The following is a 25,403-nucleotide window of genomic DNA, read 5'->3' as shown; positions in this document are numbered from 1 at the left end:
GGACAGGCGGTACCCCGGAGGCCCACGGCGCCCCCGAGGGTGGGGGAGGCAGCGCACGGAGCCGGGCCCCGGCCTGCCTCCCTGCCCATCCCCTGTGAACCCCTGCGCGCGGCTTCCACCTTGAGCCGTACCCGGAGGCCCGCCGCACCTCCTCCTCGCGTCCGGGACGGGAGCACCCCGCCATGAACGACGCCGCCCACCCCCAGCCCGTCGCGGGCCCGTCCACCCCTTCCGGCATCCAGGACCGCGCCCGGCGCGTGCTCGCGCAGCTGGACGCGGTGCTGCCGGACGTGGACGCCCTCTACAGGGACCTGCATGAACACCCGGAGCTGTCCGGTCAGGAAGCGCGCACGGCCGCCCAGGTGGCGCGCCGGTTGGAGGCGGAGGGCTACGAGGTGAGCCGGGACGTGGGCGGCCACGGCGTGGTGGGCCTGCTGCGCAACGGTGACGGGCCCACGGTGCTCCTGCGTGGGGACATGGATGCGCTGCCCGTGGAGGAGAAGACGGGGCTGCCGTACGCGAGCCGCGCGCGGACGGAGGACGGCGAGCCGGTGATGCACGCGTGCGGCCACGACGTCCATACGGCGTGCCTGGTGGGCACGGCGGCGGTGCTGGCGCGCTCGCGCGACGCTTGGCGCGGCACGGTGATGGTGGTGGGGCAGCCGGCGGAGGAGACCCTCCAGGGCGCGAAGGCGATGCTGGACGCCGGGCTCTACTCGCGCTTCGGCACGCCGGACGCAGTGCTGGGCCAGCACACGGCGCCGCTGCCGGTGGGCACCTTCATGCACCGCGAGGGCGTGACGATGATGGGCTCCGCGCACGTGCGGATCCGACTCTTCGGCCGGGGCGCGCATGGAGCGCAGCCGGAGCTGTCCGTGGACCCCGTGGTGCTGGGGGCCAGCGTGGTGCTGCGCCTGCAGACCATCGTGTCGCGCGAGCTGTCACCGCTGGAGGCCGCGGTGGTGACGGTGGGCCACTTCCAGGCGGGCTCGCGCGCCAACGTGATTCCGGAGGAGGCCCTGCTGGAGCTGACGGTGCGCACGGAGGACGACGCGGTGCAGGCCCGGGTGCTCGCCGCCATCGAACGCATCGCGAAGGGCGAGGCCGCGGCGGCGGGCGCGCCGGAGCCTCCCCAGGTGGAGGTCCTGAACCGAGGGCCGGTGAACCGCAACGACCCGGAGCTCCTCCGCCGCGTCCGGGACGCGCACGCGGAATGGTTCGGTCACGCCGCGCTGGTGCCGGGCGTGCTCGCCACCGCGAGCGAGGACTTCCCCTTCTTCGCCCAGGGGCCGGAGCACCCGGTGCCCACCGCGTACTGGTACGCGGGCATCACGCCGCGAAAGGCCTGGGAGGAGGCGCCGGGCTCGACGCCGCTGGAGAAGGTGGCGCACGTCCCCGGGCCGCACTCCAGCCGCTACGCGCCGGACCGCGAGGGCTCGCTGCGCAGCGGCTGCGAGTCCCTCACCGTGGCGGCGCTGGCCTGCCTGCACGGAGGCGATGCGCCCGTGGAGCATTGAGAGAGGCCCCGGCCTGGAACGGGGCCGCTGGCCCGGCTGGCTCCCCGTCGCTTGCCCCCGCCGCGAGTGCCTCCAACTTGAGAGGCGGACGACACTTCTGGAGGACATCCTGATGAAGCTTCCGCTCATGGCCTCGATGACCGCGCTCCTGCTGGGCGGCTGTGCCACGCAGACCGCGTCCGTTCCACAGGAGTCCCCGTCCGAGGCATTCGCCAGCGACGAGATGTCCTGGGACGCGGAGGAGTCGCCTCGCACGCAGGAGATGCTGCGCGAGCATGGAATGAACTTCTACGGAGACGTGGGCGCCGAGGCCCAGGCCAACGCGGAGGCCACCGGAGGCACGGGCAGCCCATGGTCCTCGAAGCCGGAGGACTTCCAATGCGTGGACATCAACGAGGTGGGCACGGGCGGCTCGGGCAGCATCGACCTGCGCGACGTGGACAATCTGGCTCCGGAAGCCGTGCCGTCGCAGAACCCCGGCGCGCGGTTGGACATCATCCCGGAGGCCTGGAACCGCAACAAGGGCATCGGCACGAGCCCCGTGGCGCCGTCCACCGGCACGCCTCCCGCGGAGGGCAGCGGCGGCGCCGGCCATTAGGCGCTGACGCCTCAGCCCTGCTGCTTCACCAGCCGGGTCAGCTCGCGGTCCAGCGTGGCCGCGAACTGCTGGCGGTCCTGCGGTGAGAAGCCGCCGGGGCCGCCCGTGTTCACGCCGCTGTCGCGCAGCTCCTGCATGAAGTTCCGCATCGACAGCCGCTCGTCGATGGTCTCCGGCGTGAAGAGCTCCCCGCGGGGATCCATCACCACGACGCCCTTGGGGACGAGCAGCGCGGCCAGCGGGATGTCCTGCGTGACGGCCAGGTCCCCGGCCTCCGCGGACGTGGCGATGTGCCGGTCCGCCACGTCCAGCCCCGCGCCCACCTGCACGGTGGACACGTACGCCAGGCGCGGCAGCGCCAGCGGCTTGTTCGCCACGAAGACGATGGGCACCTTCACGCGCTGCACGGCGCGCAGCAGGATGTCCCGCACGGGCCCGGGACACGCATCGGCATCGACCCAGATTTTCATGCGCGCCATCCTCGCTGATTTTCCCCCGCGTGACGCGGACCGCGCGCAGGGCGCGGAGATTCGCTAGAAGCGGCTCCGTGCTCCCGGCGTCCTCCCCGTCCCGCCGCGACTTCGCGGCTTCGTCCCTCGCGGCCTGGCTGCTGTGTCTGGGGTTGTTCGCGGTCTACACCGCGAGCCAGGTGCAGATGCAGACGGACTCGCTGTGGTCCATCCCCTCCGCGGCCAGCATCCTCCACGAGGGCAACGCCGACCTGGACGAGTACGCGCCGTCGTTCGCCCCGGCGACCGCGTACGCGCGAGGCGTCCACGGCGGCCACACCTATTACGAGTACCCGCCCGGGGTGATGGTCGCCGCGCTCCCGTTCCTCGCGGCCGCGGAGGGGCTGTTCTCGTTGGGCCGGCCGCTGCTCGCGCACCTGGGGACTCCCGGCGCGGATGCGCTGGCGTGGCTGGAGGTGTTCCGGAGCACCGGCAAGGTGGACCTGGGCGCCTTCCACCGCACCGAGAACCTCATCGCTTCGTTCTACGTGTGCGCCGCCGCGGGCGTGCTGCTCGTCGCGCTGCGCAGGCGCGTGTCCGCCCGCGCCGCGCTCGTCACCGTCCTGCTCTTCGGGCTGGGGACGACGGCGTACTCCACCGCCAGCCGCGTCCTCTGGCAGCACGGCCCCGGGCTGCTCGCCATCGCCTGTGTCGTGCTGCTGCTGGCGAGGCCCGCGCAGACGCCGCGCACCGCGTTCCTCGCCGGGCTCGCGGTGGCGCTCGCGTATGTGTGCCGGCCCACGCACTCCCTCTCCGTGGTCGTCGTCACCGCGTCCTTCGCCCTGCGCTTCCGCCGGCTGCTGCCCGCGTACTTCGCGGGCGCGGCGCTCGTGGCGCTGCCGTTCTGCGGGTACAACCTCCGCACCTACGGCTCCATCCTGTCGCCGTATTACACGCACCCGCTGGACGTGATGGGTTCGCGCTTCCTCATGGCGCTGGCCACGAACCTGGTGAGCCCTTCGCGCGGGCTGCTCCTCTATTCGCCGTTCCTGGTGCTCGCCGGGGTGGGGTTCGTCCAGCGGTGGCAGAGCCGGGAGTTGACGCCCCCCGAGAAGGCCTTCGCCGTCATCGTGCTCCTGCACTGGGTGGCCATCTCCGCGTTCCCCGTCTGGTGGGCGGGGCACTCCGTGGGGCCGCGCTTCTTCACGGACGTGCTGCCCTATCTGGCCGTCTTCCTCGCGTATCCCGTGCAGCTCGCGGTGGATGCGCCCCGCCAGCATCGCGCCCTGGTGGGCGTGCTCGCCGCGACGGCCGCGTTCAGCTTCGTCTTCCACTGGCGCGCCTCCACCTCCTACGACGTGCATGCGTGGAACTCCGTGCCGGTGGACGTGGACAGCGCGCCGGAGCGCGTCTGGGATTGGAAGGATCCGCAGCTCGTGCGAGCCATTCCAGCCCGCTTCCGAGGCAACGTCCCATAGGACAGGGGCTCCGCCGCCTGTCTGCCTCCCTGCATGCGTTGGCGCCCGGACAGCCAGGGGTCTTGGCGTGCGCCGGGAACGCCTCCAGCTTTCCACCGGACCTTGCTGTTCGAGGAGGCGGTGTCATGGCGAAGGCGATGAGCAAGCTGCCGCGCGCGCTGGGCTGGTTCAGCGTGGGCCTGGGCGTCACGGAGTTGTTGGGTGCGTGGAACCTGCTGCGGTTCTTCGGCATCTCGCGCGGGGACACGTGGGTGCGGGCCTACGGCGCCCGGGAGCTCGCCGCCGGTGTGGCGCTGCTGAGCCCCGCGAAGAAGCGCCCGTGGCTGTGGGCGCGCGTGGCAGGTGACGCGCTCGACCTGGCCACCATGGGCAGGGGCCTGCGCGAGCCGGGAGTGCGCAAGGGCCGCCTGCTCGCCGCCACCGGCGCTGTCGCGGGCATCACGCTGCTGGACATCTACGCCGCCGCGAGGGCGTAGGCCCACGCGGGACGTGCGCTAGGCTTCCTCCCTCTTCAAAAGGAAGGAAGCCCGTGCGCCCCGTTCTCCTGTCCCTGCTGCTCCTGTCCTCGCTCGCGGGTGCCGCCGCCCCGAAGGCGCAGGACCCCTTCGTCTTCACGGGCGTGGAGCGCATCGTCGCCGTGGCGGACGTGCACGGCGACGTGGACGCGCTGAAGGAAGTGCTCCGGCTCGCGGGCCTCATTGACGCGAAGGACCGCTGGATTGGCGGCAAGGCGCACCTGGTGCAGACCGGGGACCTGCCGGACCGGGGCGACCACACCCGCGACGCCTTCGAGTTGCTCATGCGCCTGGAAACCGAGGCGCGCAAGGCCGGCGGCCGCGTGCACCCGCTCCTGGGCAACCACGAGCTGATGAACATGCGCGGGGACCTGCGCTACGTCACGCCCGGCGAGTTCGCCTCCTTCGCGGATCAGTCCCCCGTCGCGGACGGCCCGGGCGAGCCCAAGGGGCTCCACGGCCACGCCGCCGCCTACGCCGCAGACGGGCGCTACGGGAAGTGGCTGCGCTCGCACCCCGCCGTCATCCGCATCAACGACACGCTCTTCCTCCACGGCGGCCTGGCGCCCACCGTCCCCGGCACCACCCTGGAGGAGGTGAACCGCTGGGTGTGGCAGGACCTGACGCCGGGGCAGGCGCCGGGCGGCGGCGTGGATCCTCAGGGCCCGGTGTGGTTCCGCGGCTACGCCATCGATGACGAAGCGAAGTGGGACGCGGGACTCACGCAGGTGCTGGAGCGCTTCGGCGCCCGCCGCATGGTGATGGGCCACACGCCGTCCAAGGATGGCCGGCTCTCCATCCGCTTCGGCGGCCGGGTCATCGTCATCGACACGGGCCTCAGCACCCACTACGGCCGCCACCTGGCCGCGCTGGAGCTTCGCGGCGACCGCCTCACCGCGCTCTACCCGGAAGGCCGCGTGCCCCTGCTCACCACGCCCAAGGCCGCCACTCCGGCCCCGCGCCCGGCGGCGAAGACGGGCACGAAGTAGGCGGTCCTCTTCGCTGAACGCCCACTGGGAGGGGGCGCTGGAAGTCTTTTGACTTTGATATTCAGTATCAATATCATCTGGCCCCATCAAGCGCAGGGAGCCGCGATGCACGAGGGATGCGGGCCACAGGGAAGTGCCGGAGAGCTGCGCTGCATGTGCGGCAGCCTGCTGGCGCGACTGGTGCCGGGCGGCGTGGAGCTGAAGTGCCGCCGGTGTCACCGGACGCAGGTGGTGCCGCTGGAGGCCGGGCCTTCGGCGGAGCCACGGGGTGGCGGTGCTCCCCGGAGGGGTGAGCGAGGCTGAGACGCATGGAAGGAACGGGCCTCCGGTGAGGGGCTCGCGGCAGTGTGTTTCCTGCGGCCCGAGGCCCTTGAGCCCAGCGCCCGACCGGCCTCCCGTGAGCGGAGGCCCCCGGCTTTCGCGCCGGGAGGACGAGGGATGTCCGGGCGTTGGTGGCTGTGCGCGCTGCTGTGGAGTGCCGTGTCCGGCCTGGCCCGGGCGGAGGACGTGCCGTCCGCGGATGGAGGCGTGGCGCAGGCCGCGTCGCCGTCCGAAGCGGAGCCCGCCCAGGCGGGGGAGGCCGCGCTTCCAGTGGAGGAGCCTCCCGCGCTCCAGACGGTGGTGACGGGCTCCCGCACGCAGGAGCGTCTGCGCGAGACGCCGGTGGCCACCGAGGTCATCACCCGCTCGGAGATTGTCGCCAGCGGCGCACGGGACGCATCGGAGCTGTTGAACGCGCGCCCGGGCTTCGGGGTGCGGCAGGGCTTCTCTGGCTCCGGGCTGTCCATGCAGGGCCTGGCCCCGGAGTACGTGCTGGTGCTGGTGGACGGCGAGCGCGTCACCGGCAAGGTGGACGGCGACATCGACCTGTCGCGCCTGTCGCTGGAGGACATCGAGCAGGTCGAAATCGTGAAGGGCCCCGGGTCCGTGCTCTACGGCAGCGACGCGGTGGCGGGCGTGGTGAACTTCATCACCCGCCGCGCGCAGCGCACCCTGGGCGCGGACCTGCGCGCCGCGTACGGCACGCTCGGGCGCCTGGAGCTGGACGCCACCGGTGAGGCGCGCGGCGACGCGTGGGGCCTGCGCATGAGCGCTGGACTCCAGCGGCGCGACGCCTACGACCTGGACGCCTCGGACATCGGCACCACGGGCAGCACGCTGAGCGGCCACGACGTGTCCGCGCGCGGTGACTGGCGCGGCGCGGAGACGCTGTCGCTGGAGGGCACCGCGTCCTATTCGCACCGCCTCCAGCGCGGCGTGGACCTGGGCGCCGCGGGCGCGGTGTTCGACCGGGCCACCCGCGACAACACCTTCAGCTCGCGCCTGTCTCCGGCCTGGCGGCTGGGGGAGAAGGTGAACCTGCGCACGGACGTGTCCTACGGGCACTACGCGCGGCGCTACCTGCGCGACCAGCGCAACGCCTCCGCGCTGGACACCGTGGAGGACACGCGCGACCAGCAGGCCCGCGTGGGCGCGCAGCTGGACGCGCGTCCCGGCGGCGGCCACGCGCTGGTGGTGGGCACCGAGTACCTGGGCGAATGGCTCCAGTCGGACCGGCTGGACGGTGGCCGCGGACGGCGCGGGCGCGGCTCGCTGTACGCGCAGGACAGCTGGACGCTGTGGGAGCGCCTGGGGTTGGTGGCGGTGCTCGGCGGACGGGTGGACGTGGATTCGCAGTTCGGGCTCGCGCTCACGCCCCGCTTCGCGCTGAAGGTGGACCCGCTGTCGTGGCTCACCGTGCGCGGCAGCTACGGCTGGGGCTACCGCGCGCCTGGCTTCCAGGACCTGCTCATCGACTTCGAGAACCCTGGCGTGGGCTACACCGTGCGCGGCAACCCGGACCTGAAGCCGGAGCGCTCGCGCAGCTTCAGCTTCAACGTGGAGACGCGCCCCACGCGTGACTCCGTGGTGTGGGTGGGCCTGTTCCAGCACTCGCTGCGCGACATGATCTCCGCGTCGCTCCAGTCCGAGGGCGACTTCCTGCGCTACTCGTACGTCAACATCGCCCGGGCCCGCGTGCGCGGCGGCGAGCTGGGCCTGCGCCAGACGCTGCCCGGCCGCATCCAGGTGGAGCTGGGCTACACGCTCACCGACGGCACCGACCAGGAGCTGGACCGCGCGCTGGAAGGCCAGGCGCGGCACCGGCTCACCGCGCAGGCCACGTGGCGTCACCGCGAGTGGCGCCTGGAGGCCAGCGTGCGCGGCGCGCTCACGGGCGAGCGTCCCTTCCATCCCGATACCAACGGAGACGGTGTGGCGGATTCCTACCGTGCCAGCCCCACCGTCTCCCTGGATGCCCGGGTCGCCTGGCTCATGCCAGCGGGCGGGCTCCAGCTTTTCGTAGTGGGCAGCAACCTCACTGGTGCGGGCAATCCGGCGGACCTGCCCATCCCCCCCCGCACCCTCCAGGCCGGTGTCTCCACCCGGCTCTGATTCTTCCCCCCTGCACCCTGAAGGAGTCCGCATGTTCCTCATTCCCTTTCGTCCTGGCTTCCTGGGCCGCGCCTGCGCGGCGCTGCTCATCGCGGGCCTGGGCACCGCGTGCGGTGACGACCTCCAGCCCACGCCAGGGCCCGGCGAGGACGAGAACCCCGGTGTCACGCCGCGGGACGGCGCGAACCTGAAGCACCACGACAACGGCGATGGCTCGTTCACCTCCGTCGTCGACGCGACCGGCATGGAAGCGTGGGTGGGCGTGGATCTGGACACGGGCGAGCAGGTGAGCGCGACGGAGGACGCGGTCTGGGACCTGGCCTTCCAGCGCTACACGGTGAAGGCGCGCGGCGGCGTCAGCGGCACGGGTGGCGTGCAGGTGGCCATCGTGCCGGGCACGGCGTTCGCGGCGCTCACCCAGGCGCCCGCGTCCGGCTACGTGACGGACGCGGCGGACGGCCCGGACACCGGCGACAGCCCGGACACCGTCTTCAACGCGGGGGACGGCTGGTACAGCTACGACCCGCCGACCCACACGCTCACGCCGCGCGACCAGCTCTACGTCGTGCGCTCGGATTCGGGGACGTACTTCAAGGTGCGGGTGCAGTCGTATTACGACGCCGCCGGCACGCCCGCGATGATGAAGCTGCTCTGGGCGAAGGTGGCCGCGCCGGCCGGGGTGCGGCCGTGATGGGCCGCACGGAGGAGGGGAGCCCGCTCGCCGCACTGAGGGAGCGCTGGGTGGCCCTGCGTGAGTCCGAGCCGCGCATGCGCATCCGCGACGCGGCGGACACGCTGGGGGTGAGCGAGGCGGAGCTGCTCGCCACCGGCTTGAATGGCGAGCTGGTGCGGCTGGAGCCGCGCCTGGACGTGCTGCTGCCCCGGCTGGAGTCGCTGGGCCGGGTGATGGCGCTCACGCGCAACGCGTCCGCCGTGCATGAGAAGAAGGGCGTCTACCGCAAGGTGGAGCTGCACGGCGCCCGGGCGCTGGTGCTGGACGAGGACATCGACCTGCGGCTGTTCCTGTCGCGCTGGTGCTTCGTCTTCGCGCTGCGCGAGGACCTCTCCGGCCAGGTGCGCCGCAGCTTCCAGGTGTTCGACGCCGCCGGTACGGCGGTGCACAAAATCTACCTCCAGGACGAAGCGAACGTCGCCGCCTTCGAGGGGCTGGTGCGCGAGCTCCAGCACGAGGACCCGGGCCACGTGCTGGACGTGGTGCCGGCGTCTCCTCCCGCCGGGCCCCGGCCGGATTCGGAGATCGACACGCTGGGGCTCAAGGCCGGCTGGCGCGCGCTCCAGGACACGCACGAGTTCTTCGCGCTGCTCGGCAGGTTCAAGGTGGCGCGCACGCAGGCGCTGCGGCTCGCGGGGACGGAGTTCGCGAAGCCGGTGACGCCGGACTCGCTGGGCTGGACGCTGGAGCGCGCCGCGGCGAGCGAGCTGCCCATCATGGTGTTCGTGGGCAACCCGGGCGCCATTCAAATCCACACCGGCCCGGTGCGCACGGTGCGGCCCATGGGCCCGTGGATGAACGTGATGGATCCGGGCTTCAACCTGCACGTCCGCGCGGACCACATCCACACCGCCTGGGTGGTGCGCAAGCCCACGCGCGACGGCGACGTCACCTCGCTGGAGCTGTTCGACGAGGCGGGGGAGAACATCGCGCTGCTCTTCGGCAAGCGGAAGCCGGGCGAGCTGGAGTCCCCCGCGTGGCGGGCGCTGATGGAGGAGTTGGTCCGGGCGCTGCCCGCGGTGGAGGTGGCGTCATGAGGCGGACGGGCTCGAAGTGGGGGCTCGTCGCGGCGCTGTTCTCGCTGGCGGCGCACGCGGCGCCGTCCGTCGCAGCGAAGCCCGCGCCGAAGCTCATCACCATTGGACCGGCCATCACGCAGACGGTGTTCGCGCTGGGCGCGGGCGACCGGGTGGTGGGCGTGGACGACTCCAGCGCGGCGCTGCCGGAGGCGTCGAAGGTGCGCACGGTGGGCTACCAGCGCGCGCTGTCCGCGGAAGGGGTGCTGTCGCTGGGCGCGGGCCTGCTCCTGGGCTCCGCGGAGGCCGGGCCTCCGCCGGTGCTGGAGCAGCTCAAGCAGGCGGGCATGAAGGTGGAGACGTTCGCCAACGAGCCCACGGTGGAGGGCGCGCGTGCGCGCATCCAGGGCATCGCGGAGCGGCTGGGCGCGCCGGAGCAGGGCAAGGCGCTGGTGGCGAAGCTGGACGCGGACCTGAAGAAGGCGGCGGACCGCGCGACGCGGGTGAGGGGGGCGAAGCCGCCGCGCATCCTCGCCATTTACGCGCGCGGCGCGGGCACGATGATGGTGGCGGGCTCGGGCACCGTGGCGGACACGCTCATCCGCCTGACGGGCGCGGTGAACGCGGCGGAATCGCTGCAGGGCTACAAGCCGCTGGGCGCGGAGGCCGTGGTGGCGGCGGCGGCGGAGTTCGTGCTGCTTCCCGCGAGCTCGGTGCCGGTGGTGGGCGGCGCGGAGGGGCTGGCGAAGCTGCCCGGGCTGTCGCAGGTGAAGGGCTGGAGGCTCGTCGCCGTGGACGACGTGGACTTCATGGGGCTGGGGCCCAATCTGGGCCAGGCGGTGGCTCGCGTGCAGGACGCGGTGGCCCCGGCTCCGGCTGCTGCTCCGGCGAAGGGCGGCGGCAAATGAGCGCGTCGGAGGCCATGTCCGTGCCCGCGTCGCGTCCGGTGCCTTCCAGTCTGCCGGGCGCGGGGCCCTGGGTGACGCTGGGGCTGCTGTTGGCGTTGATGGTCCTGGTGTCGTTGGCGGTGGGCTCCATGCCGGTGCCGCCGTCCGCCATCCTCGGAAGTCTCTGGGAGGCGCTGGGCCTGGGCGAGGCCTCCCACCGGATGGACGCCATGCAGCGCGCGGTGCTGCTCACCTTGCGCCTGCCGCGCGTGCTGATGGCCGTGCTGGTGGGCGGAGTGCTGGCGGCCACGGGCGCCGCGCTCCAGGCCCTCTTCCGCAATCCGCTGGTGGAGCCTGGTCTGCTGGGCACCTCCAGCGGGGCGGCGCTGGGCGCGGTGCTGGCCATCGTGCTGGACGTGACGCTGGCCGCGCACGTGGGGCCCTTCCGGATGCTGGTGGTGCCGGGGGCGGCCTTCCTGGGCGCGCTGGCGGCGACGGTGCTCGCCCTGCGGCTGGGCACGGGAGGAGGGCGCACGGACGCGCCGCGCGTGCTGCTGGCGGGCGTGGCGGTGAGCGCGGGCGCGTTCGCGGGCATGGGCCTGCTCACGCACAGCGCGTCGGACGCGCAGTTGCGCACCCTCACCTTCTGGAGTCTGGGCAGCCTGGGCGGCGCGTCGTGGGAGGCCGTGGGGGCCGCGGCGCTCCCGCTGGCCGTGACGCTGGGGTTGCTCCTGAGTGAGGCGCGGGCGCTCAACCTGATGCTCCTGGGCGAGCGTGAGGCGTGGCACCTGGGCGTGGACGTGGAGCGGCTCAAGCGCAAGCTCATCCTCGCCGCCGCGCTGGGCGTGGGCGCCGCGGTGTCGTTCTGCGGGATGATTGGCTTCGTGGGCCTGCTGGTGCCGGCGCTGTTGCGCATCGCGCTCGGTCCGGACCACCGGCGGCTGCTGGCCGCGTCCTCGCTGTCGGGGGCTTCGCTGCTCCTCGCGGCGGACCTGCTCGCGCGCACGTTGGCGGCCCCTTCCGAACTGCCGGTGGGCGCGCTCACGTCCGTGCTGGGCGTGCCCGCGTTCATCGCGCTGCTCGCACGCAAGGGGCTGCATGAGCCGCGAGGAACATGAGGCGGGGCGCGCCGCCGCGCCGGGCATGCTGCCGGGTGATGGCGCCATCGCGTTGCCAACTCGCACGCAAGGGCACGGCATGCGCCGCGAGGTACATGACGCGGGGCGCATCGCTGCGCCGGCATGCTGTCTGTTGATGGCGCCATCACGTTGCCTGTTCGCGCAAGGGGGCGGCATGCGCCGCGAGGTACATGACGCGGGGCGCATCGCTGCGCCGGGCATGCTGTTTGGTCATTGCACCATCGCGTTTCCTGCTCGGAAGGGGGCGGCATGAGCCTGGAGGCGCGCGGCATCGAGGTGTGGCGCGGACGGGGCAGGGTGGCCGGTCCGCTGTCGTTGGAGGTCCAGCCCGGCGAGGTGTTGGCCGTGGTGGGCCCCAACGGCGCGGGCAAGTCGTCCCTGGTCGCGGCGCTGTCGGGCGAGCTGCGCTGCAAGACGGGCGACGTGTACCTGGAGGGTCGAGCGCTGCACGAGTGGCCCTACCTGGAGCGCGCGCAGCGGTTGGGGGTGCTGCCGCAGGAGTCCTCGCTGGGCTTCGGCTTCACCGCGCTGGAGGTGGCGGCCCTGGGCCGCAGCCCGCATGCCCGGCGGGGCGGCGACGCGTCCGACCTGGACATCGCCCGCGCGGCGCTGGATGCCACCGACACGCAGCACCTGGCCTCGCGCGCGTACACCACGCTCTCCGGTGGCGAGCGGCAACGCGTGCAGCTGGCCCGCGTGCTCGCCCAGCTGTGGACGCCGCCCGCGCACGGGCACCGCTACCTGCTGCTGGACGAGCCGACGGCGAGCCTGGACCTGTCCCACCAGCACCTGGTGCTGGAGCGCGCCCGAGCGTTCGCGCAGGACGGCGGTGCGGTGCTCGCGGTGTTGCATGACCTGAACCTGGCCGCGCGCTACGCGGACCGCATCGCGGTGTTGGCTCAGGGGCAGTGCGTGCGGACGGGCACGCCTTCGGGAGTGCTGACGCCCGGCCTCATCGCGGGCACCTTCGGGTTGCAGGTGGAGGTGGTGTCGCGGCCGGACCTGCCCGGCCCGCTGGTGATTCCCCTGGGCCGCGCAACTGCGCAGCCCTGACGCACCGGTTTCCTCCCGCGAGGAGGGTTTCCACGCGCGCGAACGCCCCTCCAAGGCCACGCGTCGGGCCCTCCTCGCGGAAGGGCGTCGTGCCCTTCACATGCGGGCCACGCGCTCCCGCGTCGCGCGCCGGGGACGCGCCAGGGCCGGCTCCGGACGCAGGTAGCCGAGCGCGAGCGCGGCGATTTCATCCACGAACGCATCGTCCTCTACGTAGTCCGGCCGGTCCGTCAGCGCCGTGTGGCACAGCGCCTCCACGGTGTTCACGAGGATGAAGACCGCCATGTCCAGGTTCCGGGGGCGCAGGTCCTCGAGGCGGGGCGCGAGGAAGGCCCGCACCAGCCGGTGCAGCCGCTGCGAGTACGCATCCGACAGGCCCCACTGCCGCATCCGCGGCATCAGCTCGTGCAGCACCTGCTGCAGGCGAGGGTTCTCCCGCTTCACCGCGAGCACCTGCCGGATGATGGCGCGCATCGCCACCGGGAGTGGCTGTCCGGCGAGCGGCACCAGCCCGGCCTCGAAGTCCGCCAGTGACCGCGCGCGGTGCTGCTCCATCAGCGCCGTCACCAGCCCCTCCTTGCTGGGAAAGTACTGGTAGAGCGAGCCCACGCTCACCCCCGCTTCCTGGGCGATGCGGTTGGTGCTCGCGGCCTCGTAGCCATCCCTGAGCAGAACGCGAGCGGTCGCGGTGAGGATGGCGTCCACCGTGGCCTGCGCGCGCTCCTGGCGGGGCGCCCTGCGACGGGAGGGAGGGGGACGGCGGGGCATGAGGCCTCCTCGGGGAAATGTGAGCACCACGCGAGTTGAGAACGTGAGCGACCGCTCACATTCCAACCCCATGCAAACGACCTCGTCCCAGTCCCCTGTTCGTTCGTCCGTCTCCCCAGCCGCTTCGCGGGGCAAGGCCTTCCCCTACGCAGGCCACCGCGCGCTCGTGACGGGCGCGTCGTCCGGCCTGGGAGAGGTGGTCGCCCGCGAGCTGGCGGCGCGCGGAATGGACCTCTTCCTGGTGGCCCGCTCCGAGGACCGGATGCGCGCGCTGGCGGCGGAGCTGACGAAGGCCCACCCCATCCAGGCGGAGGTCATCGCTTTGGACCTGGGGCGCGAGGGCGCGGGCCGTGACCTGTACGCGCGTTGCCAGGAGAAGGGCCTGCGGGTGGATCTGCTGGTGAACAACGCGGGCTTCGGCACGCACGGGGCCTTCGACGCGGCGCCGTTCGAGCGGCAGCACGAGCAGGTGATGCTCAACGTCACGTCGCTGGTGGACACCAGCCACCTGTTCCTGCCGGGCATGCTCACGCGCGGCGTGGGCGGCATCCTCAACGTGGCCTCCACCGCGAGCTTCCAGCCGGTGCCGTACATGGCCATCTACGGGGCCACCAAGGCGTTCGTGCTGTCCTTCACGGAGGCGCTGTCGGAGGAGACGCGCGAGCGCGGCGTGCGAGTGACTGCCCTGTGCCCGGGGCCCGTGAAGACGGCGTTCTTCGATGTGGTGGGCACCCGGCAGGCGGCCGTCGGTCCCATGGCGACAGCCGAGGAGGTGGTGCTGCGTGGCCTCAAGGCCCTGGACCAGGGCAGGGCGTCGGTGGTGCCGGGGTGGCGCAACTGGCTGCAGGCCAAGCTGACGCGCTTCACGCCGCGCTGGCTGGGCCTGCGCGTGGCGGCGGGGATGCTGCGGCCGCCGGAGGCAGTGGGCAAGGGCACCGCGCGGCTCGCGCCGTAGCGGTGTGCCGTTGGCTCAAGGACACCGGACGCCGCTTCGGCACTGGCGGCGTGGGCGAGTCCAGGTCCGCGGCGCTCCGCGCGTCGGCGAGCTGGAAGAAGGCCTCGCCGCGCGGGGCCCACCCGCCAGTGAAGACGAACGAAGCCCTCCAGCTCCGAAGGTCTGCTGCCACGGAAGGCCACCGCGGCCGGGTCGAGCCACTGCGCCGTGTCGATGGCACCCTCATCCGTCGCGAACTCCAGCCCCGGTCCTTCCGGCGCCCGGACGTGCAGCGACTTGCACGGGGCTGGCAAATCCCATGGCCTGAAGTTCTCCGCGATAAGCACAGCGCCGCCCACCGGGCACGCTTTCCGGAAACCAGTCCGACAGTCGGACAGGGATGCGCCGCATGAAGCCCCAGCCTCGATGGTGGGCCACGGTCGTGGCGGTGCGCGGACGCGAAGGTGGGGCACGGACAGAGGTCCCCGCCCGAGCCCGGTTGCCTCAAAACCAGTCCGACTGTCGGACAGGGATGCACCGCATGAAGCCCCACCTCGATGGTGGGCCACGGTCGTGGCGGTGCGCGGACGCGAAGGTGGGGCACGGACAAGAGGTCCCCGCCCGAGCTCGGTTGCCTCAAAACCAGTCCGACTGTCGGACAGGGATGCACCGCATGAAGCCCCAACCTCGATGGTGGGCCGCAGTCGTGGCCGTGCGCGGACGCGAAGGTGCGGCATGGATAGAGGTCCCCTCCCGGGCCCGGCTGCCTCAAAACCTGTCCGACTGTCGGACAGGTTTTCGCCGCATGCAGCCCGAAGCCGTGAGTTTGTCCGACAGTCGGACAGCTTTTCATCGCTCGGGCCCGGAGGGCGCGCCCTTCCGATAGGCGACGCGGAGGGTTTGCCCGCGCGTCCATGTCAGACCCCTGTGGTTGGATGGCGATGCTGGAACGAGGAAGGGGAATGGGGATGGGACGGGGAGGACTCGTGGCCTATGTGGAGGCGCAAATCGAGCGCGATATCGCGCTGGGGCGGCTGCACCCGAGCGGGCAGTTTGGTTCCGAAGCGAAGCTGGCGCGCCGCTATGAGGTATGCCGGGGTACCATCCGCGAGGCGCTGCGGCGGCTGGCGGCGAGGGGCCTGGTGGTGCAGCGCTCCGGACGAAAGACGCGCGCGGTGGCGCTGGATGAGTCGCTGACGCTGGAGAACCTGTCCCTGGCACTGCATGGCGTGCGCACCCCGAAGGCCCGGTGGCTTCTGGAGGGCTACTTCAGCCTCAAGCGGCAGGCGCTGGTGGAGCTTCTGGTCGACTGCTGCGCGAGGGCCTCGGACCTCGACCTGGACCGGCTGGGGAGCACGTGCTTCCAGCTCCAGGACGCGGCGCGCTGGGAGTCAGGGGAAGCCTGCGCGCAGGCGGAGTTCGAGTTGCTGCGGTTGGCGGCCCGGGTGGCGGAGCGGCCCGGGCATGTGCTCCTGGTTCAGTCCCTACAGCGGGCCTTTCTGGGCTGTGCGGCGCGGCTGCAGCCCCTCATGGGCGGAGAGGCGCTGCGTGAGTGGGCCTGGTACGCGATGGGGGCCCTGCGGGAGCGCGACGCGCGGGCGCTCCAGCACGAGCTGCCGGCCCTGCTGAAGGCGCGCGATGAGCGCCTGCTGGACGCCTTCGCCCCAACCTCCCAGGGGCGCCCCTCCTCTCAGGACGACCACGCCCAGGACGCCCGCGCCCAGGACGACCACGCCCAGGACGCCCGCGCCCAGGAGGAGCGCTCCCCGGCCCCTGCGTCAGCCACCGCGCAGGTCGATGCAATGGAGGCACCCCCCGACGTGGAGGCGTGTGGCCCTGGCGGTCCCACCCGCGCAGTCGAGAGCAGTGAGGTGCTCGTCCATGAGCACGGCTTCCTCGTGGAGCAGACCGCCGGGCCGCTGCTGTTTCCAGCCGCCATCGGGCTCGTACCCTGTGACCCAGTCAGGGCGTGTGCCGGGGACTCGGTGAGCGCGGCCTTGGGCAACGTGTCCTGCTGTCGGACAGGTCCTGCCGCCTTGGGAGTGGAGGAGCGACTCTTGCCCGGGACTCCGCCCATGGGCTCTCGCGGCTTCTCCCAGGGGGCGGTGCACACGGGCGGCGGTCCGCTTCACCGTGGCCGGGGCCCGCTGGGGCGGTGGGCTGCTCGCCTCTGGCGATTCATTGCCATGACCCTGGGGCTGCCTGATTCATGAGTGGCGACAGGCCTTGCGTCCTCTGTTGCCGTTTGGGGCGACTTGCGTCTGTCTCACTGCTCAAGGGACGGCCTTGGTGGTGGCGGGCGCGAAGGCCTCTCGCAGCACCTTCGCCTCCAGCGAGCGGTAGATGTTGGCGTGGCGCAGGTCGGGCCGGGGTTCGTACTTCCACTTCAGTCCCGTGGGCGCGTTCGCGCGGAGCGCTTCGGCCAGGCGTCCGGCCTCGGCCGCGACGTCGTCACCGGCGGACGCCACGTAGAGCGTGGCCTTCAGGTCCGGCTTCGCCTTGAGTGGGTCGCCGGCCTTTCGCACCCATTCCTCGTTGTTCCACCAGAGGCTGGGGCTCAGCGCGATGGAGGTGCTGAACATCCCGGGCTGGAGGAAGAACGTCTCCAGGATGAACAGCCCCGCGAGCGACTCGCCGATGATGGCCGTCTCGTCGGTGACGCGGTACTTGCGGCGGACGTGGGGCATCAGCTCGTCGCGCAGGAAGGCGCGGAACGCCGCGGAGCCGCCGACGCGCGGGGCGATCTTCTTGTCCTCCTCGACCTGCGTGGGCCCGGTCATGTCCCGGCGCCGTTCGGTGTTCTCGATGCCGACGAGGATGACGGGCCGCATCTCCCCGGCGCGGATGGCCGTGTCCACGGTGGTGGCGACGTGCGGGAAGTCCTCCTGCTCGCCACCGTCGGGCATGTAGAGCACGGGGTAGCGCACGCCCTTCGCCGCGTCGTAGCCGGGCGGCGTGTAGACGTTGATGCGCCGCGTTTCCCGGAGCTTCTTCGACCGCAGCGTGAACGTCGTGTGCGGAGGCATTGGCTCCGTTTCAGCGGCATGACCCACGCCGCTGACGAGGACGACGGCGAGCAGGAACAGACGGACGCACCGCATGGGCTGCTACCTCCGGAGGGGGAGAATGCTCGTGTGACTCAGCGCTTTCGGGACGGCGGCCGGGACGACGACGGCGACTTCGCCTTGGGCACGCGCCGGGCGACGAAGAGGGTGTGCTTCGGTCCCTTGGTGCCGTGCGCCGTGGGGTGGAGGAGGTTGACGGTGAAGCCCACCTCTTCCAGCAGCTTCACGTACGCGACCGAGGGCCCGGCGCTCCACACCACCAGCGTTCCGTTGGCGCGCAGGGAGTTGAAGGCGTGCGACACGCCGGTGAGGTCGTAGAGGCTGTCGTTGTCCGGGTGGGTCATGGCCTTCGGGCCGTTGTCCACGTCGAGCAGGATGGCGTCGAAGGCGCCCTGCTGCCTGCGCATCACCTTGCCCACGTCACCCTCCACCACGGTGACGCGCGGGTCCTCCAGCGGCGCCTTCGCCAGCGGCGCGAGCACCCCCCGGTTCCACTCCACGACCGGGGACATCAGCTCCGCGACGACGATGCGGGCACCCGGCCCCAGGCGGTCGAGCACCGCGCGGACCGTGAAGCCGAAGCCCAGCCCGCCCACGAGCACCCGGGCGGGCGCGTCCGCCTTGAGGTTCGCGCAGCCGGCCTCGGCCATGGCCATCTCCGAGCCATGCTGGCGGCTGGACATCAACGTCTGACCGCGCACGCGCAGCACGTACTCTTCGTCCCGCCGGGCGAGCACGACTTCGCCCACGTCCGGCACCTGCGCTCGCTCCACTGTTTCCCAGGGCTTCATGCCAGCGCTCTTCGCGCGACCGGGCCTCCGGGTCAAGTCGCCGCCTTGACACCCCGGGACGTGCCTGCGAAATGCCGGACGACCGCCCCCACCCCATGGAACGCAACGGACGACAGGCGTGGCCCCCGGAGCTCTCCGAGCCCTTGCGCGAGGTGGACCGCCTGCGCCGGGGAGGCCGCTACACGTCGGCGCTCGCGCTGGCCCGGACGCTGGCGGAGGCGCATCCGACACAGGTGCGGGTGCTGGTGGAGGTGGGGCTGACGCTGGGCGTGTGGGGAGGCCAGCCGGCGGAGGCGCTGCCCTGGTTCGACCGCGTGCTGGAGCTGGCGCCCGGCCACGTGGCCACGCGCTACCACCGGGCGCTCACGCTCGCCCGGCTGGGCAGGCACGCGGAGGCGGTGGAGGGCTTCACGCAGGTGGAGGCCGAGGGCTTCCGCAAGGCGCTGGTGCTGCACATGAAGCGCGCGGAGTCGCTCGAAGCGCTGGGCCGGCTGGCGGAGGCGGAGGCGGACTGGACGGCGGCCCTGGCGGAGGACCGGGGCAACCCGTGGCTGCTCCAGCAGCGGGCCCGGAGCCGCGCCCGCGCGGGGCGGATGGACGCCGCGGAGGCGGACCTCACCGAAGCGCTCGCGTCCCAGCAGGGCGAAGCGGTGGACCCGGAGCTGCTGTACGAGCGGGGCGTGCTCCGGCTCCAGCGCGGTGATGTCGCGGGCGCGCACGCGGACTTCGACGCGGGGCTCCAGTCCTTCCGCGTGGGCGACCCGCCGTCGTTGCTGGACGCGCTCCGGCACGGGCGCCAGGACGCGACAGCCCGTGAGGGTGGGGCGCGCTGAGCGCTTCTTGGCGAGCCCCAGTCCATCAAGGGGCATGGCACCGGGGGGCTGACCCGGTTCTTGGGCACTCTTAAGATTCAGGCCATGGTGAATGACAGGCATCCCCTTCGGGCCGCGTCCGAACTCGCCCAGGCAGGGAGGACGGCCGAGGCCATCGCTTGCCTCGAAGCGGCTCTCGCGCTCACCCGGTCAGACAAGGAAAGGCCCGCCAATGCCTCCCTTCTGGCGAGAACAGCGGGCCTCCACTGCGAGGTCACCGGGAGACTTTCGCAGGCAGCGCGCTACTACGAAGAAGCCATTGCTACGGCGGATCCGGATCCACTCCTCCTGATTGCATTGGCGAGCGTCCTCTGGCGGTCAGGCCAGGCGGACAGCGCACGCTCGCAGCTGGCAAGCGCCGAATCCCTGGCCCAGTCCCTCGCGGATGCGGATGCCTTGAAGCGGGTCGCCAACATCCGCGCGGAGTGGGCGAGCGACGACCGTTGAGCATCTCTCGCGGGGCTAGGCGTGTTCGGCGTGTGCTGGCGTGGGACGACCGCCGCCACGGTTCGCGACCGCGAAGAGCGCTGCTCCGAGCAGCGTGAGCGCGACGGCGGCCCAGGCCGGCGCGAGGTACCCATACCCGGCCGCGATGACCAGGCCGCCCAGCCACGCTCCCGCGGCGTTGGCGATGTTCAGGGCGGAGTGGGACATCGACGCGGCCAGTGAGGGCGCGCCGGGCGAGGCCTCCATCAGCCGCACCTGCACCGCGGGCGCGAGGAACTGCGCCGCGATGCCGATGAGGAACACCAGCGGGACCGCCGCCCAGGGCGACGTGGCCGTGAGCGCGAACAGGACCATCACCACCGTCGTCGCGCCGAACCCGACCCACATCGCGAGCGTCACCGAGTGGTCCGTGAGGCGGCCACCCAGAAACGCCCCCACCGTCATGCCCACGCCGAAGAGGGCGAGCACCCACGGCAGTGCCGACTCGGGCATGCCCGACGCGAACGTCAGCGTCGGCGCGATGTAGCTGTAGACCGCGAACAGCCCCCCGAAGCCCACCGCGCCCACCAGCGACGTCCACCACACCTGCGGCTGCTTCAGCGCGGACAGCTCCTGACGGATGCTGCTTCCTCCTAGTGACGCCATGTGCGGCACCCACAGCCAGAGGGCCGCGAGCGTCACCAGGCCGATGGCGCCGACCAGCAGGAACGTGCTCCGCCAGCCCAGCTGCTGCCCCAGGAACGTCGCCGCCGGGACGCCGATGATGTTGGCGACGGTGAGTCCGGCCATGATCAGCGCCACCGCGCGCCCCTTGCGCCCGGGCCCCAGCAGCTCGGCGCCCACGACGGACGCCACCCCGAAGTAGGCCCCGTGCGGCAGGCCCGCCATGAACCGGGCCGCGATGAGCGTTTCAATCGTGGGCGCCAGCGCCGAGGCCGTGTTGCCCAGGGTGAACGCCACCATCAACACCAGCAGCAGCGCCCGGCGCGACATCCGCGCGGTCACGATGGCGACCAGCGGCGCTCCCACGACGACGCCCAGCGCATAGGCGGCGATGACGTGCCCGCTCCGGGGAATCGTCGTCCCGAGCCCGCTCGCGATCCGCGGGAGGATGCCCATGGTGGCGAACTCGGTCGTCCCGATGCCAAAGCCCCCCAGGGACAGCGCCAGGAGGGCCCTGCCTACGTCTTGTGTCTTCACCCGCGTCCCCGTATCAGGTCGGCGGACGCCTGTCGCATCGGGGCTCAGCCCTCGCGGGGGATGGGCTCGAACTCGAGCGTCTTCCCGTGGGGGCGCACGTAATAGAGGTGGATGCGCAGGTGCGGGTACGCCGTCTGCAACTCCTTCGCGCCGAAGTGCAGGTCCTTCAGCTGCTGCTCCACGGCGATGTCCGGCCCCAGCGCGCTGTGCTTCGCGTGGTAGTAGCCGCACCCCGCGTGCGCCAGCATCAGCACGTCCTCGATGTGGTGGCCTTCGATGAGGAAGCGGGCGGCCTTCGTGAAGCCCTCGCTCTCCAGGTAGTCCGACGCCCAGCGGTTGAGGAGCGCGGGGCCTCCAGGGAGGGTGAGCGTGTCGATGCGCGGGTGGCCCAGGTGGCGGGCCAGGTCCTCCACGGCCTCGGTGAAGCGTCCGTCCGGGCAGTACACGGCCAGGGTCTTCGGGTGGACGGGCTCGAAGGGGACGGGGGAGACGTAGGGTGCGCTCATGCGCCCCAGGTTAATGGCTTCCGGCTCCCACGAAAGCGCCTTCGGGCCGTTCCGTGGGAACTGGGAAGCACTCCTGGAGCACCTCCAGCACGGCGGGCTCCTGGGGGTTGTTGAAGTGGCGCCCCCCGGGGATGAGGCGGACCTCCGCGCCCAGGCGCTCCTCGAAGAGGCGCGTGTTGCGGCGGAAGTCGGACGTGAAGGGGTCGGAGTCCGACAGCACCACCACGCAGCGGCGGAGCGCGGCGCGGATCCGCTCGAAGTCCATGGGCGTGTCCAGCCACGGCCGCAGCGTGTCCCAGGGCGTGTCGACCTCGAACCAGCCCGCGACGAACACGGCGCCTTCCACGGTGTGGCCCGCAGGCAGCGCGGACAGGTAGCGCATCACGGCCTGACAGCCGACGCTGTGGCCCAGGAACACGGTGGAGGGATGGGGCACCGGGCCCACCTCCGCGGCGAGCGTGGACACCCAGCCGTCGATGGTGGGCGCGCCCGGCGTGGGCATGGCCAGCGTGCGGACGTCGTCGAAGAGGGGCGGCGGCGTGCGCAGCTTCGCGGTGAGCCACGGATAGAAGTCCGTGTCGGGGCTTCCGGCCCAGCGGGGGACCATGATGAGCGAGCGGGTCATGGCCGCCCAGTGTGCCACGGGCTCAGCCCTCGCGAATGGCCCGGGCCTCCAGCGCGGCGCGGGCCCGCTCCGCGAGCCGCAGGCTGTCGGGCAGCTCCCGGCCCAGCAGCCTGGGGGCGCCCACGGCCAGCGCCACCGCGTTGCTGTAGAAGCATGCCTGCGCCCGGGACAGGTCCGCGAGCGGCAGCACGCGCTCCACCACCGGCAGGCCGTCCACGGACGCCATGGCCAGCAGCACCGCTCTCGCGATGCCCGGCAGGCACGGCGCGGACAGCGGCGGGGTGACGAGCGCGCCGTCCAGTTGCACGAAGAGGTTGGCGGTGGGCAGCTCGCAGACCTCCGCCGCCTCATTGGTGAGCACGGGCATCCACGGCTGCAGCGCGTGCTGGCGGAAGTACGCCAGGCCCTTGTGGTTCACCGTGCGCTCCGCGCGCCGGTACGCCCCGGCCTCCACGCCCTCCAGTTCGCGGCCCTGCCGGTGCAGCGCTTCGAGCTCCGGGGGCAAGGGCCGGAAGGTGCACAGCACGTGTCCGTCGCTGACCGCGAGCTTGCCCACGCCGGTGAAGCGGGGACCCATCGCCGCATCCGCGCTGAGACAGCGCCGCAGGGCTTCCCGCACGGCGTCCTCGCGAAGGAGCGCGGGCGCCGGAGCGCGCACGGCGGTGGGGAACGCGTCCAGGCTTGAGCGCAGGCGGGCCAGGTGCCGCGCGAGGAACCGCGGCTGCCCGGCGTCGATGCGGAACGTGGTGAAGAAGCCCGCGCCGAAGAAGAAGCCCTGGGAGAAGTCGTGCAGGCGCAGGTCCTCCCAGCGCTGGACGACGCCATCGACGGAGACGGTCTGCGGGTGCATGGGTTCATTCTAGAGCCACGCCAGCGCCCGGCGAGTGGCGTCACGGGATGGCGGGCAGCGTGAAGAAGAACGCGGCGCCGTGGCCCGGCGGGCTCTCCACCCAGACGCGGCCGCCGTGGGCCTCCACCAGCCCCTTGACGATGGCGAGCCCCAACCCCGCGCCCGCCCTGCGCGTGTGGATGGCCTGCCAGAAGCGGTCGAACACGTGGGGCAGCGACCGCGGGTCGATGCCCGGCCCCGAGTCCACCACGCGGAAGCACACCTGCTCCCCCTGCCGCTCGGCCTTCAGGAGGATGCGGCCCCCGGCCGGGGTGAAGCGGATGGCGTTGCCCACCAGGTTCTGGAAGACGCGCACCAGGCGCGCCCGGTCCGCGCGCACCGGGGGCAGGCCCGGCCCGGTCTCCACGTCGAGCCGCAGCGCCTTGTCCGCCGCCAACAGCTCGTTCAGGGCCTGCACCTGGTGGAGCAGCGGGGGCACGTCCAGCGGCTCCAGGTCCAGCGTCGTGTGCCCCGACTCCACGTGCGCCACCTCCAGCAGGTCGTCGATGAGCCCCTCCATGTTGCCCACCACGAGGCGGACCTTGCGCAGGGCCTCCGCGGCGTGCGCCTCCTCGTGCGTCCGGAGCAGGCTGCGCTCCGCGGAGCGGGACAGCAGCGAGATGGTGTTCAGCGGCGCGCGCAGGTCATGGGAGACGATGCCCAGCGTCTCGTCGCGCGCGGCGACGGCCTGCTTCGCGGTGCGGTACAGCCGCGCGTTCTCCAGCGCCAGCGCGGTCCGCCGCGCCAGCTCCTCCACCAGGGGGATGCTCTCCTTGCCGTAGCGCAGGCCCGTGTGCGCGGACACCAGCAGCAGCGCCCCCAGGGCGTGGTCCTGGAAGGCCAGCGGCACGGCCACCGCGGACACCACGCCGGGGCTGTCCTCGGCGGGCCCTGGCAGGAGCACTCCCGCGCCCGTGCGCACCGCCTGCGCCACGGTCCGCCCCAAGGCGGTCTGGGCCCCGGGGGCGCACGCCGCTCGCAGCGCGTCCGCCAGCTCGGGCGTCACGGCGGTGGCCTCGGTGGCGGGCCCCTCGTCGAGGCAGCCGTCCCGCGTGGAGACGGCGCAGCCGTCCGCGAGCGTGGGCACCGCGAGCGTCACCACGGTGCGGACCACCTCCCCGCAGTCCAGGGAGCGGGTGCTGGCGGCGCCCATGTCGGAGAGGAAGCGGCCCCACAGCTCCACGCGCCGCTTCTCGGTGATGTCGCGGAAGTAGACGGAGAGCCCCTCCGGGGACGGGTACGCCACGACGCGCAGCCAGCGGTTGTCCACGACCGAGGGTTGCTCCTCCTCCACCGGGAGCTGCGCCGCCGAGGCCCGGCGCACCAGGGCCGCCATGGCCGGGCCGTGGTCGCCGGAGAAGACGTCCTCCAGCCGCCGGCCCAGCAGCACCTCGCGCTTGAGGCCGAAGTGGGCCTCGGCGGGCCGGTTCACGTAGGTGAAGCGTCCGTCCCGGTCGAACGCGGCGAAGCCGTCGGTGATGCGCTCGAGCACCGCGTTCATCCGCTCGCGCGCGGCCTCCGCCTCCTCCCGGGCGGCCTCCTCCCGCACCAGCCGGTTGCGCGCCTCGTCGGCTTCGTGGCGGGCGGTGATGTCCTCGTGGGCCATCACCACGCGCATCGGGCCCGACCCGATGAAGCGCGTGGCGCGCAGCAGGAACCAGCGCCGCTTGCCTCCCGCGGGCTCGTGGCACGGGTAGTCCAGGAGGAACGACTCGCGGCGGCCCGCGAGGATGTCGCGGATGCCTTGCGCCACGGAGGCCGCCTCCCCGGCGTTCGCGCCGCGCGCGGCCTCCGTCACCCGCAGGTAGTTCGCGCCCACGCCGCAGCGGCCGTCATCGTCCTGACAGCCGTTGTCGTGCGCGAAGCGCCTCCAGGCGGCGTTGACGGCGAGGATGGCGCCCTGGCCATCCAGGATGGCGATGTGCGTGGACAGCGAGTCGAGCGTGGCGCGCAGGAACTTCTCCGACTCATGCCGCGCATGTTCGGCGCGGACGCGGGCGCTGACATCCCGGAAGGTGATGGTGAGGCCTCCCGAGGAGGGGTACGCCCGCACGTCCAGCCAGGCCTCGAGGGGTTCGTAGTAGGCCTCGAACGCGACATGGACCTGCTGCGTGAGCGCCCGCTGGTACTCCTGCTCGAACACGGAGCCGCGCGCCTCGGGGAACTCGTCCCAGACGTTGTGCCCGAGGAGCTCCTCGCGCGGGCGGCGCAGCACCCACTCGCTGCTCGCGTTGAGGTAGGTGAAGCGCCAGGAGCGGTCGAGCGAGAAGACCGCGTCCGAGATGCGCTCCAGGGCGTCGAGGGCCTGGATGGACGAGGAGTCCCCGGGCGCGGGGGGGCCACGCGCGGTCCACTCCTGGCCCTGTCTCACGGCCATTCCTCTACTCCCCTCATGAGAGACACTTGGAGGAAGTATGGGAGCCGCTGCCGCGAGAAGCCGCGTGAGGCCGGCTCTCTGCTCGTGGGCCGGTTCCACCCGCGGGAGGGGAGCGCCCCCCT

Annotated in this window: 25 protein-coding genes; 16 read left to right on the top strand and 9 right to left on the bottom strand. The window is 72.4% G+C overall.

Annotated elements, in window-relative coordinates; translation table 11 throughout:
- The first annotated feature begins 182 nt into the window (after nucleotides 1-182).
- Nucleotides 183-1,517: an amidohydrolase gene (locus D7W82_RS11160; RefSeq protein ID WP_120618328.1), complete on the top strand. Its 1,335-nt coding sequence runs from the start codon at nucleotides 183-185 to the stop codon at nucleotides 1,515-1,517.
- 112 nt (nucleotides 1,518-1,629) lie between these two features.
- Complete coding sequence (locus D7W82_RS11155; protein ID WP_120618327.1) at nucleotides 1,630-2,115, top strand: hypothetical protein; 486 nt, start codon at nucleotides 1,630-1,632, stop codon at nucleotides 2,113-2,115.
- Nucleotides 2,116-2,126: 11 nt separating this feature from the next.
- Here D7W82_RS11155 and D7W82_RS11150 read toward each other — a convergent pair whose 3' ends face one another.
- Complete coding sequence (locus tag D7W82_RS11150) at nucleotides 2,127-2,585, bottom strand: YaiI/YqxD family protein (protein ID WP_014394487.1); 459 nt, start codon at nucleotides 2,583-2,585, stop codon at nucleotides 2,127-2,129.
- A 77-nt stretch (nucleotides 2,586-2,662) separates the two neighbouring features.
- Between D7W82_RS11150 and D7W82_RS11145 the strand changes: the two genes are divergently transcribed.
- The 10 genes from D7W82_RS11145 (at nucleotide 2,663) to D7W82_RS11100 (ending at nucleotide 12,807) form a co-directional block, all read left to right on the top strand.
- On the top strand, nucleotides 2,663-4,042 hold the full coding sequence (locus D7W82_RS11145; RefSeq protein ID WP_120618326.1) for a hypothetical protein: 1,380 nt from the start codon (nucleotides 2,663-2,665) through the stop codon (nucleotides 4,040-4,042).
- Nucleotides 4,043-4,167: 125 nt separating this feature from the next.
- The gene (locus tag D7W82_RS11140; RefSeq protein WP_120618325.1) at nucleotides 4,168-4,518 is read left to right on the top strand and encodes a hypothetical protein; all 351 of its coding nucleotides are present in this window, start codon (nucleotides 4,168-4,170) and stop codon (nucleotides 4,516-4,518) included.
- Nucleotides 4,519-4,571: 53 nt separating this feature from the next.
- The gene (locus D7W82_RS11135) at nucleotides 4,572-5,546 is read left to right on the top strand and encodes a metallophosphoesterase (protein ID WP_120618324.1); all 975 of its coding nucleotides are present in this window, start codon (nucleotides 4,572-4,574) and stop codon (nucleotides 5,544-5,546) included.
- A gap of 438 nt (nucleotides 5,547-5,984) precedes the next feature.
- Nucleotides 5,985-7,979 (top strand): TonB-dependent siderophore receptor, encoded by a 1,995-nt coding sequence (locus tag D7W82_RS11125; RefSeq protein WP_120618322.1) that lies wholly within the window; start codon nucleotides 5,985-5,987, stop codon nucleotides 7,977-7,979.
- 31 nt (nucleotides 7,980-8,010) lie between these two features.
- Nucleotides 8,011-8,670, top strand: a complete 660-nt coding sequence (locus D7W82_RS11120; RefSeq protein WP_120618321.1) for an HmuY family protein — start codon at nucleotides 8,011-8,013, stop codon at nucleotides 8,668-8,670.
- Nucleotides 8,670-9,749, top strand: a complete 1,080-nt coding sequence (locus D7W82_RS11115; protein WP_120618320.1) for a hemin-degrading factor — start codon at nucleotides 8,670-8,672, stop codon at nucleotides 9,747-9,749. The genes D7W82_RS11120 and D7W82_RS11115 overlap by 1 nt, the downstream gene beginning before the upstream one ends.
- Nucleotides 9,746-10,636 (top strand): hemin ABC transporter substrate-binding protein, encoded by an 891-nt coding sequence (locus D7W82_RS11110; protein WP_120618319.1) that lies wholly within the window; start codon nucleotides 9,746-9,748, stop codon nucleotides 10,634-10,636. The genes D7W82_RS11115 and D7W82_RS11110 overlap by 4 nt, the downstream gene beginning before the upstream one ends.
- Nucleotides 10,633-11,733 carry an iron ABC transporter permease gene (locus D7W82_RS11105; protein ID WP_120618318.1) on the top strand — a complete coding sequence of 367 codons (1,101 nt, stop codon included), beginning with the start codon at nucleotides 10,633-10,635 and terminating at the stop codon, nucleotides 11,731-11,733. Before D7W82_RS11110 ends, D7W82_RS11105 begins: the two co-directional genes overlap by 4 nt.
- Nucleotides 11,714-12,007 (top strand): hypothetical protein, encoded by a 294-nt coding sequence (locus D7W82_RS40040; RefSeq protein WP_147439295.1) that lies wholly within the window; start codon nucleotides 11,714-11,716, stop codon nucleotides 12,005-12,007. The genes D7W82_RS11105 and D7W82_RS40040 overlap by 20 nt, the downstream gene beginning before the upstream one ends.
- Complete coding sequence (locus tag D7W82_RS11100) at nucleotides 12,004-12,807, top strand: heme ABC transporter ATP-binding protein (RefSeq protein ID WP_120618317.1); 804 nt, start codon at nucleotides 12,004-12,006, stop codon at nucleotides 12,805-12,807. The genes D7W82_RS40040 and D7W82_RS11100 overlap by 4 nt, the downstream gene beginning before the upstream one ends.
- Nucleotides 12,808-12,903: 96 nt before the next feature.
- Here the strand turns inward: D7W82_RS11100 and D7W82_RS11095 are convergent, their stop codons facing one another.
- The gene (locus D7W82_RS11095; protein WP_158617633.1) at nucleotides 12,904-13,575 is read right to left on the bottom strand and encodes a TetR/AcrR family transcriptional regulator; all 672 of its coding nucleotides are present in this window, start codon (nucleotides 13,573-13,575) and stop codon (nucleotides 12,904-12,906) included.
- Between the two features lie 70 nt (nucleotides 13,576-13,645).
- Here D7W82_RS11095 and D7W82_RS11090 point away from each other — a divergent pair, with 70 nt between their 5' ends.
- Nucleotides 13,646-14,530 carry an SDR family oxidoreductase gene (locus D7W82_RS11090; RefSeq protein ID WP_120618315.1) on the top strand — a complete coding sequence of 295 codons (885 nt, stop codon included), beginning with the start codon at nucleotides 13,646-13,648 and terminating at the stop codon, nucleotides 14,528-14,530.
- Nucleotides 14,531-15,471: 941 nt separating this feature from the next.
- Nucleotides 15,472-16,722: a FadR/GntR family transcriptional regulator gene (locus D7W82_RS11085; protein ID WP_120618314.1), complete on the top strand. Its 1,251-nt coding sequence runs from the start codon at nucleotides 15,472-15,474 to the stop codon at nucleotides 16,720-16,722.
- A 60-nt stretch (nucleotides 16,723-16,782) separates the two neighbouring features.
- On the opposite strand, the gene D7W82_RS11080 is transcribed toward D7W82_RS11085, so the two are convergent.
- Both D7W82_RS11080 and D7W82_RS11075 read right to left on the bottom strand, forming a co-directional pair.
- Nucleotides 16,783-17,610 carry an alpha/beta hydrolase gene (locus D7W82_RS11080; protein ID WP_120618313.1) on the bottom strand — a complete coding sequence of 276 codons (828 nt, stop codon included), beginning with the start codon at nucleotides 17,608-17,610 and terminating at the stop codon, nucleotides 16,783-16,785.
- 38 nt (nucleotides 17,611-17,648) lie between these two features.
- Nucleotides 17,649-18,365 (bottom strand): hypothetical protein, encoded by a 717-nt coding sequence (locus tag D7W82_RS11075; RefSeq protein ID WP_120618312.1) that lies wholly within the window; start codon nucleotides 18,363-18,365, stop codon nucleotides 17,649-17,651.
- Nucleotides 18,366-18,460: 95 nt separating this feature from the next.
- Here D7W82_RS11075 and D7W82_RS11070 point away from each other — a divergent pair, with 95 nt between their 5' ends.
- Both D7W82_RS11070 and D7W82_RS11065 read left to right on the top strand, forming a co-directional pair.
- Nucleotides 18,461-19,198, top strand: a complete 738-nt coding sequence (locus D7W82_RS11070; protein ID WP_120618341.1) for a tetratricopeptide repeat protein — start codon at nucleotides 18,461-18,463, stop codon at nucleotides 19,196-19,198.
- Nucleotides 19,199-19,282: 84 nt separating this feature from the next.
- Nucleotides 19,283-19,684, top strand: a complete 402-nt coding sequence (locus tag D7W82_RS11065) for a tetratricopeptide repeat protein (protein ID WP_147439294.1) — start codon at nucleotides 19,283-19,285, stop codon at nucleotides 19,682-19,684.
- Between the two features lie 15 nt (nucleotides 19,685-19,699).
- On the opposite strand, the gene D7W82_RS11060 is transcribed toward D7W82_RS11065, so the two are convergent.
- From D7W82_RS11060 to D7W82_RS11040, 5 genes are read right to left on the bottom strand one after another with little or no spacing between them, the layout of a single operon-like run.
- Entirely contained in the window at nucleotides 19,700-20,884 is a 1,185-nt protein-coding gene (locus tag D7W82_RS11060) for an MFS transporter (protein ID WP_120618310.1), read from the bottom strand.
- A 44-nt stretch (nucleotides 20,885-20,928) separates the two neighbouring features.
- Nucleotides 20,929-21,390, bottom strand: a complete 462-nt coding sequence (locus D7W82_RS11055; protein WP_120618309.1) for a hypothetical protein — start codon at nucleotides 21,388-21,390, stop codon at nucleotides 20,929-20,931.
- A 10-nt stretch (nucleotides 21,391-21,400) separates the two neighbouring features.
- The gene (locus D7W82_RS11050) at nucleotides 21,401-22,015 is read right to left on the bottom strand and encodes an alpha/beta hydrolase (protein WP_120618308.1); all 615 of its coding nucleotides are present in this window, start codon (nucleotides 22,013-22,015) and stop codon (nucleotides 21,401-21,403) included.
- Nucleotides 22,016-22,037: 22 nt separating this feature from the next.
- Nucleotides 22,038-22,865, bottom strand: a complete 828-nt coding sequence (locus tag D7W82_RS11045) for an aminotransferase class IV (protein ID WP_120618307.1) — start codon at nucleotides 22,863-22,865, stop codon at nucleotides 22,038-22,040.
- 40 nt (nucleotides 22,866-22,905) lie between these two features.
- Nucleotides 22,906-25,281, bottom strand: coding sequence for a PAS domain-containing protein (locus D7W82_RS11040; RefSeq protein ID WP_120618306.1), 2,376 nt, complete (start codon nucleotides 25,279-25,281; stop codon nucleotides 22,906-22,908).
- Nucleotides 25,282-25,403 lie beyond the last annotated feature (122 nt).

Origin of the sequence: Corallococcus sp. CA049B (assembly GCF_003611685.1) — a bacterium.
GTDB classification, from domain to species: Bacteria; Myxococcota; Myxococcia; order Myxococcales; family Myxococcaceae; genus Corallococcus; species Corallococcus coralloides.
This window is presented reverse-complemented; position numbering and strand designations above follow the sequence as displayed.

What these genes read in the sequence shown, in the direction of transcription:
- D7W82_RS11160 (WP_120618328.1), top strand. Translation starts at nt 183, where the DNA reads ATGAACGACGCCGCCCACCCCCAGCCCGTCGCGGGCCCGTCCACCCCT.
- D7W82_RS11155 (WP_120618327.1), top strand. Translation starts at nt 1,630, where the DNA reads ATGAAGCTTCCGCTCATGGCCTCGATGACCGCGCTCCTGCTGGGCGGC.
- D7W82_RS11150 (WP_014394487.1), bottom strand. Translation starts at nt 2,585, where the DNA reads ATGAAAATCTGGGTCGATGCCGATGCGTGTCCCGGGCCCGTGCGGGAC.
- D7W82_RS11140 (WP_120618325.1), top strand. Translation starts at nt 4,168, where the DNA reads ATGGCGAAGGCGATGAGCAAGCTGCCGCGCGCGCTGGGCTGGTTCAGC.
- D7W82_RS11125 (WP_120618322.1), top strand. Translation starts at nt 5,985, where the DNA reads ATGTCCGGGCGTTGGTGGCTGTGCGCGCTGCTGTGGAGTGCCGTGTCC.
- D7W82_RS11120 (WP_120618321.1), top strand. Translation starts at nt 8,011, where the DNA reads ATGTTCCTCATTCCCTTTCGTCCTGGCTTCCTGGGCCGCGCCTGCGCG.
- D7W82_RS11115 (WP_120618320.1), top strand. Translation starts at nt 8,670, where the DNA reads ATGGGCCGCACGGAGGAGGGGAGCCCGCTCGCCGCACTGAGGGAGCGC.
- D7W82_RS11110 (WP_120618319.1), top strand. Translation starts at nt 9,746, where the DNA reads ATGAGGCGGACGGGCTCGAAGTGGGGGCTCGTCGCGGCGCTGTTCTCG.
- D7W82_RS11105 (WP_120618318.1), top strand. Translation starts at nt 10,633, where the DNA reads ATGAGCGCGTCGGAGGCCATGTCCGTGCCCGCGTCGCGTCCGGTGCCT.
- D7W82_RS40040 (WP_147439295.1), top strand. Translation starts at nt 11,714, where the DNA reads ATGAGCCGCGAGGAACATGAGGCGGGGCGCGCCGCCGCGCCGGGCATG.
- D7W82_RS11100 (WP_120618317.1), top strand. Translation starts at nt 12,004, where the DNA reads ATGAGCCTGGAGGCGCGCGGCATCGAGGTGTGGCGCGGACGGGGCAGG.
- D7W82_RS11095 (WP_158617633.1), bottom strand. Translation starts at nt 13,575, where the DNA reads ATGCCCCGCCGTCCCCCTCCCTCCCGTCGCAGGGCGCCCCGCCAGGAG.
- D7W82_RS11090 (WP_120618315.1), top strand. Translation starts at nt 13,646, where the DNA reads ATGCAAACGACCTCGTCCCAGTCCCCTGTTCGTTCGTCCGTCTCCCCA.
- D7W82_RS11085 (WP_120618314.1), top strand. Translation starts at nt 15,472, where the DNA reads ATGGGGATGGGACGGGGAGGACTCGTGGCCTATGTGGAGGCGCAAATC.
- D7W82_RS11080 (WP_120618313.1), bottom strand. Translation starts at nt 17,610, where the DNA reads ATGCGGTGCGTCCGTCTGTTCCTGCTCGCCGTCGTCCTCGTCAGCGGC.
- D7W82_RS11075 (WP_120618312.1), bottom strand. Translation starts at nt 18,365, where the DNA reads ATGAAGCCCTGGGAAACAGTGGAGCGAGCGCAGGTGCCGGACGTGGGC.
- D7W82_RS11070 (WP_120618341.1), top strand. Translation starts at nt 18,461, where the DNA reads ATGGAACGCAACGGACGACAGGCGTGGCCCCCGGAGCTCTCCGAGCCC.
- D7W82_RS11065 (WP_147439294.1), top strand. Translation starts at nt 19,283, where the DNA reads ATGGTGAATGACAGGCATCCCCTTCGGGCCGCGTCCGAACTCGCCCAG.
- D7W82_RS11055 (WP_120618309.1), bottom strand. Translation starts at nt 21,390, where the DNA reads ATGAGCGCACCCTACGTCTCCCCCGTCCCCTTCGAGCCCGTCCACCCG.
- D7W82_RS11050 (WP_120618308.1), bottom strand. Translation starts at nt 22,015, where the DNA reads ATGACCCGCTCGCTCATCATGGTCCCCCGCTGGGCCGGAAGCCCCGAC.
- D7W82_RS11045 (WP_120618307.1), bottom strand. Translation starts at nt 22,865, where the DNA reads ATGCACCCGCAGACCGTCTCCGTCGATGGCGTCGTCCAGCGCTGGGAG.
- D7W82_RS11040 (WP_120618306.1), bottom strand. Translation starts at nt 25,281, where the DNA reads ATGGCCGTGAGACAGGGCCAGGAGTGGACCGCGCGTGGCCCCCCCGCG.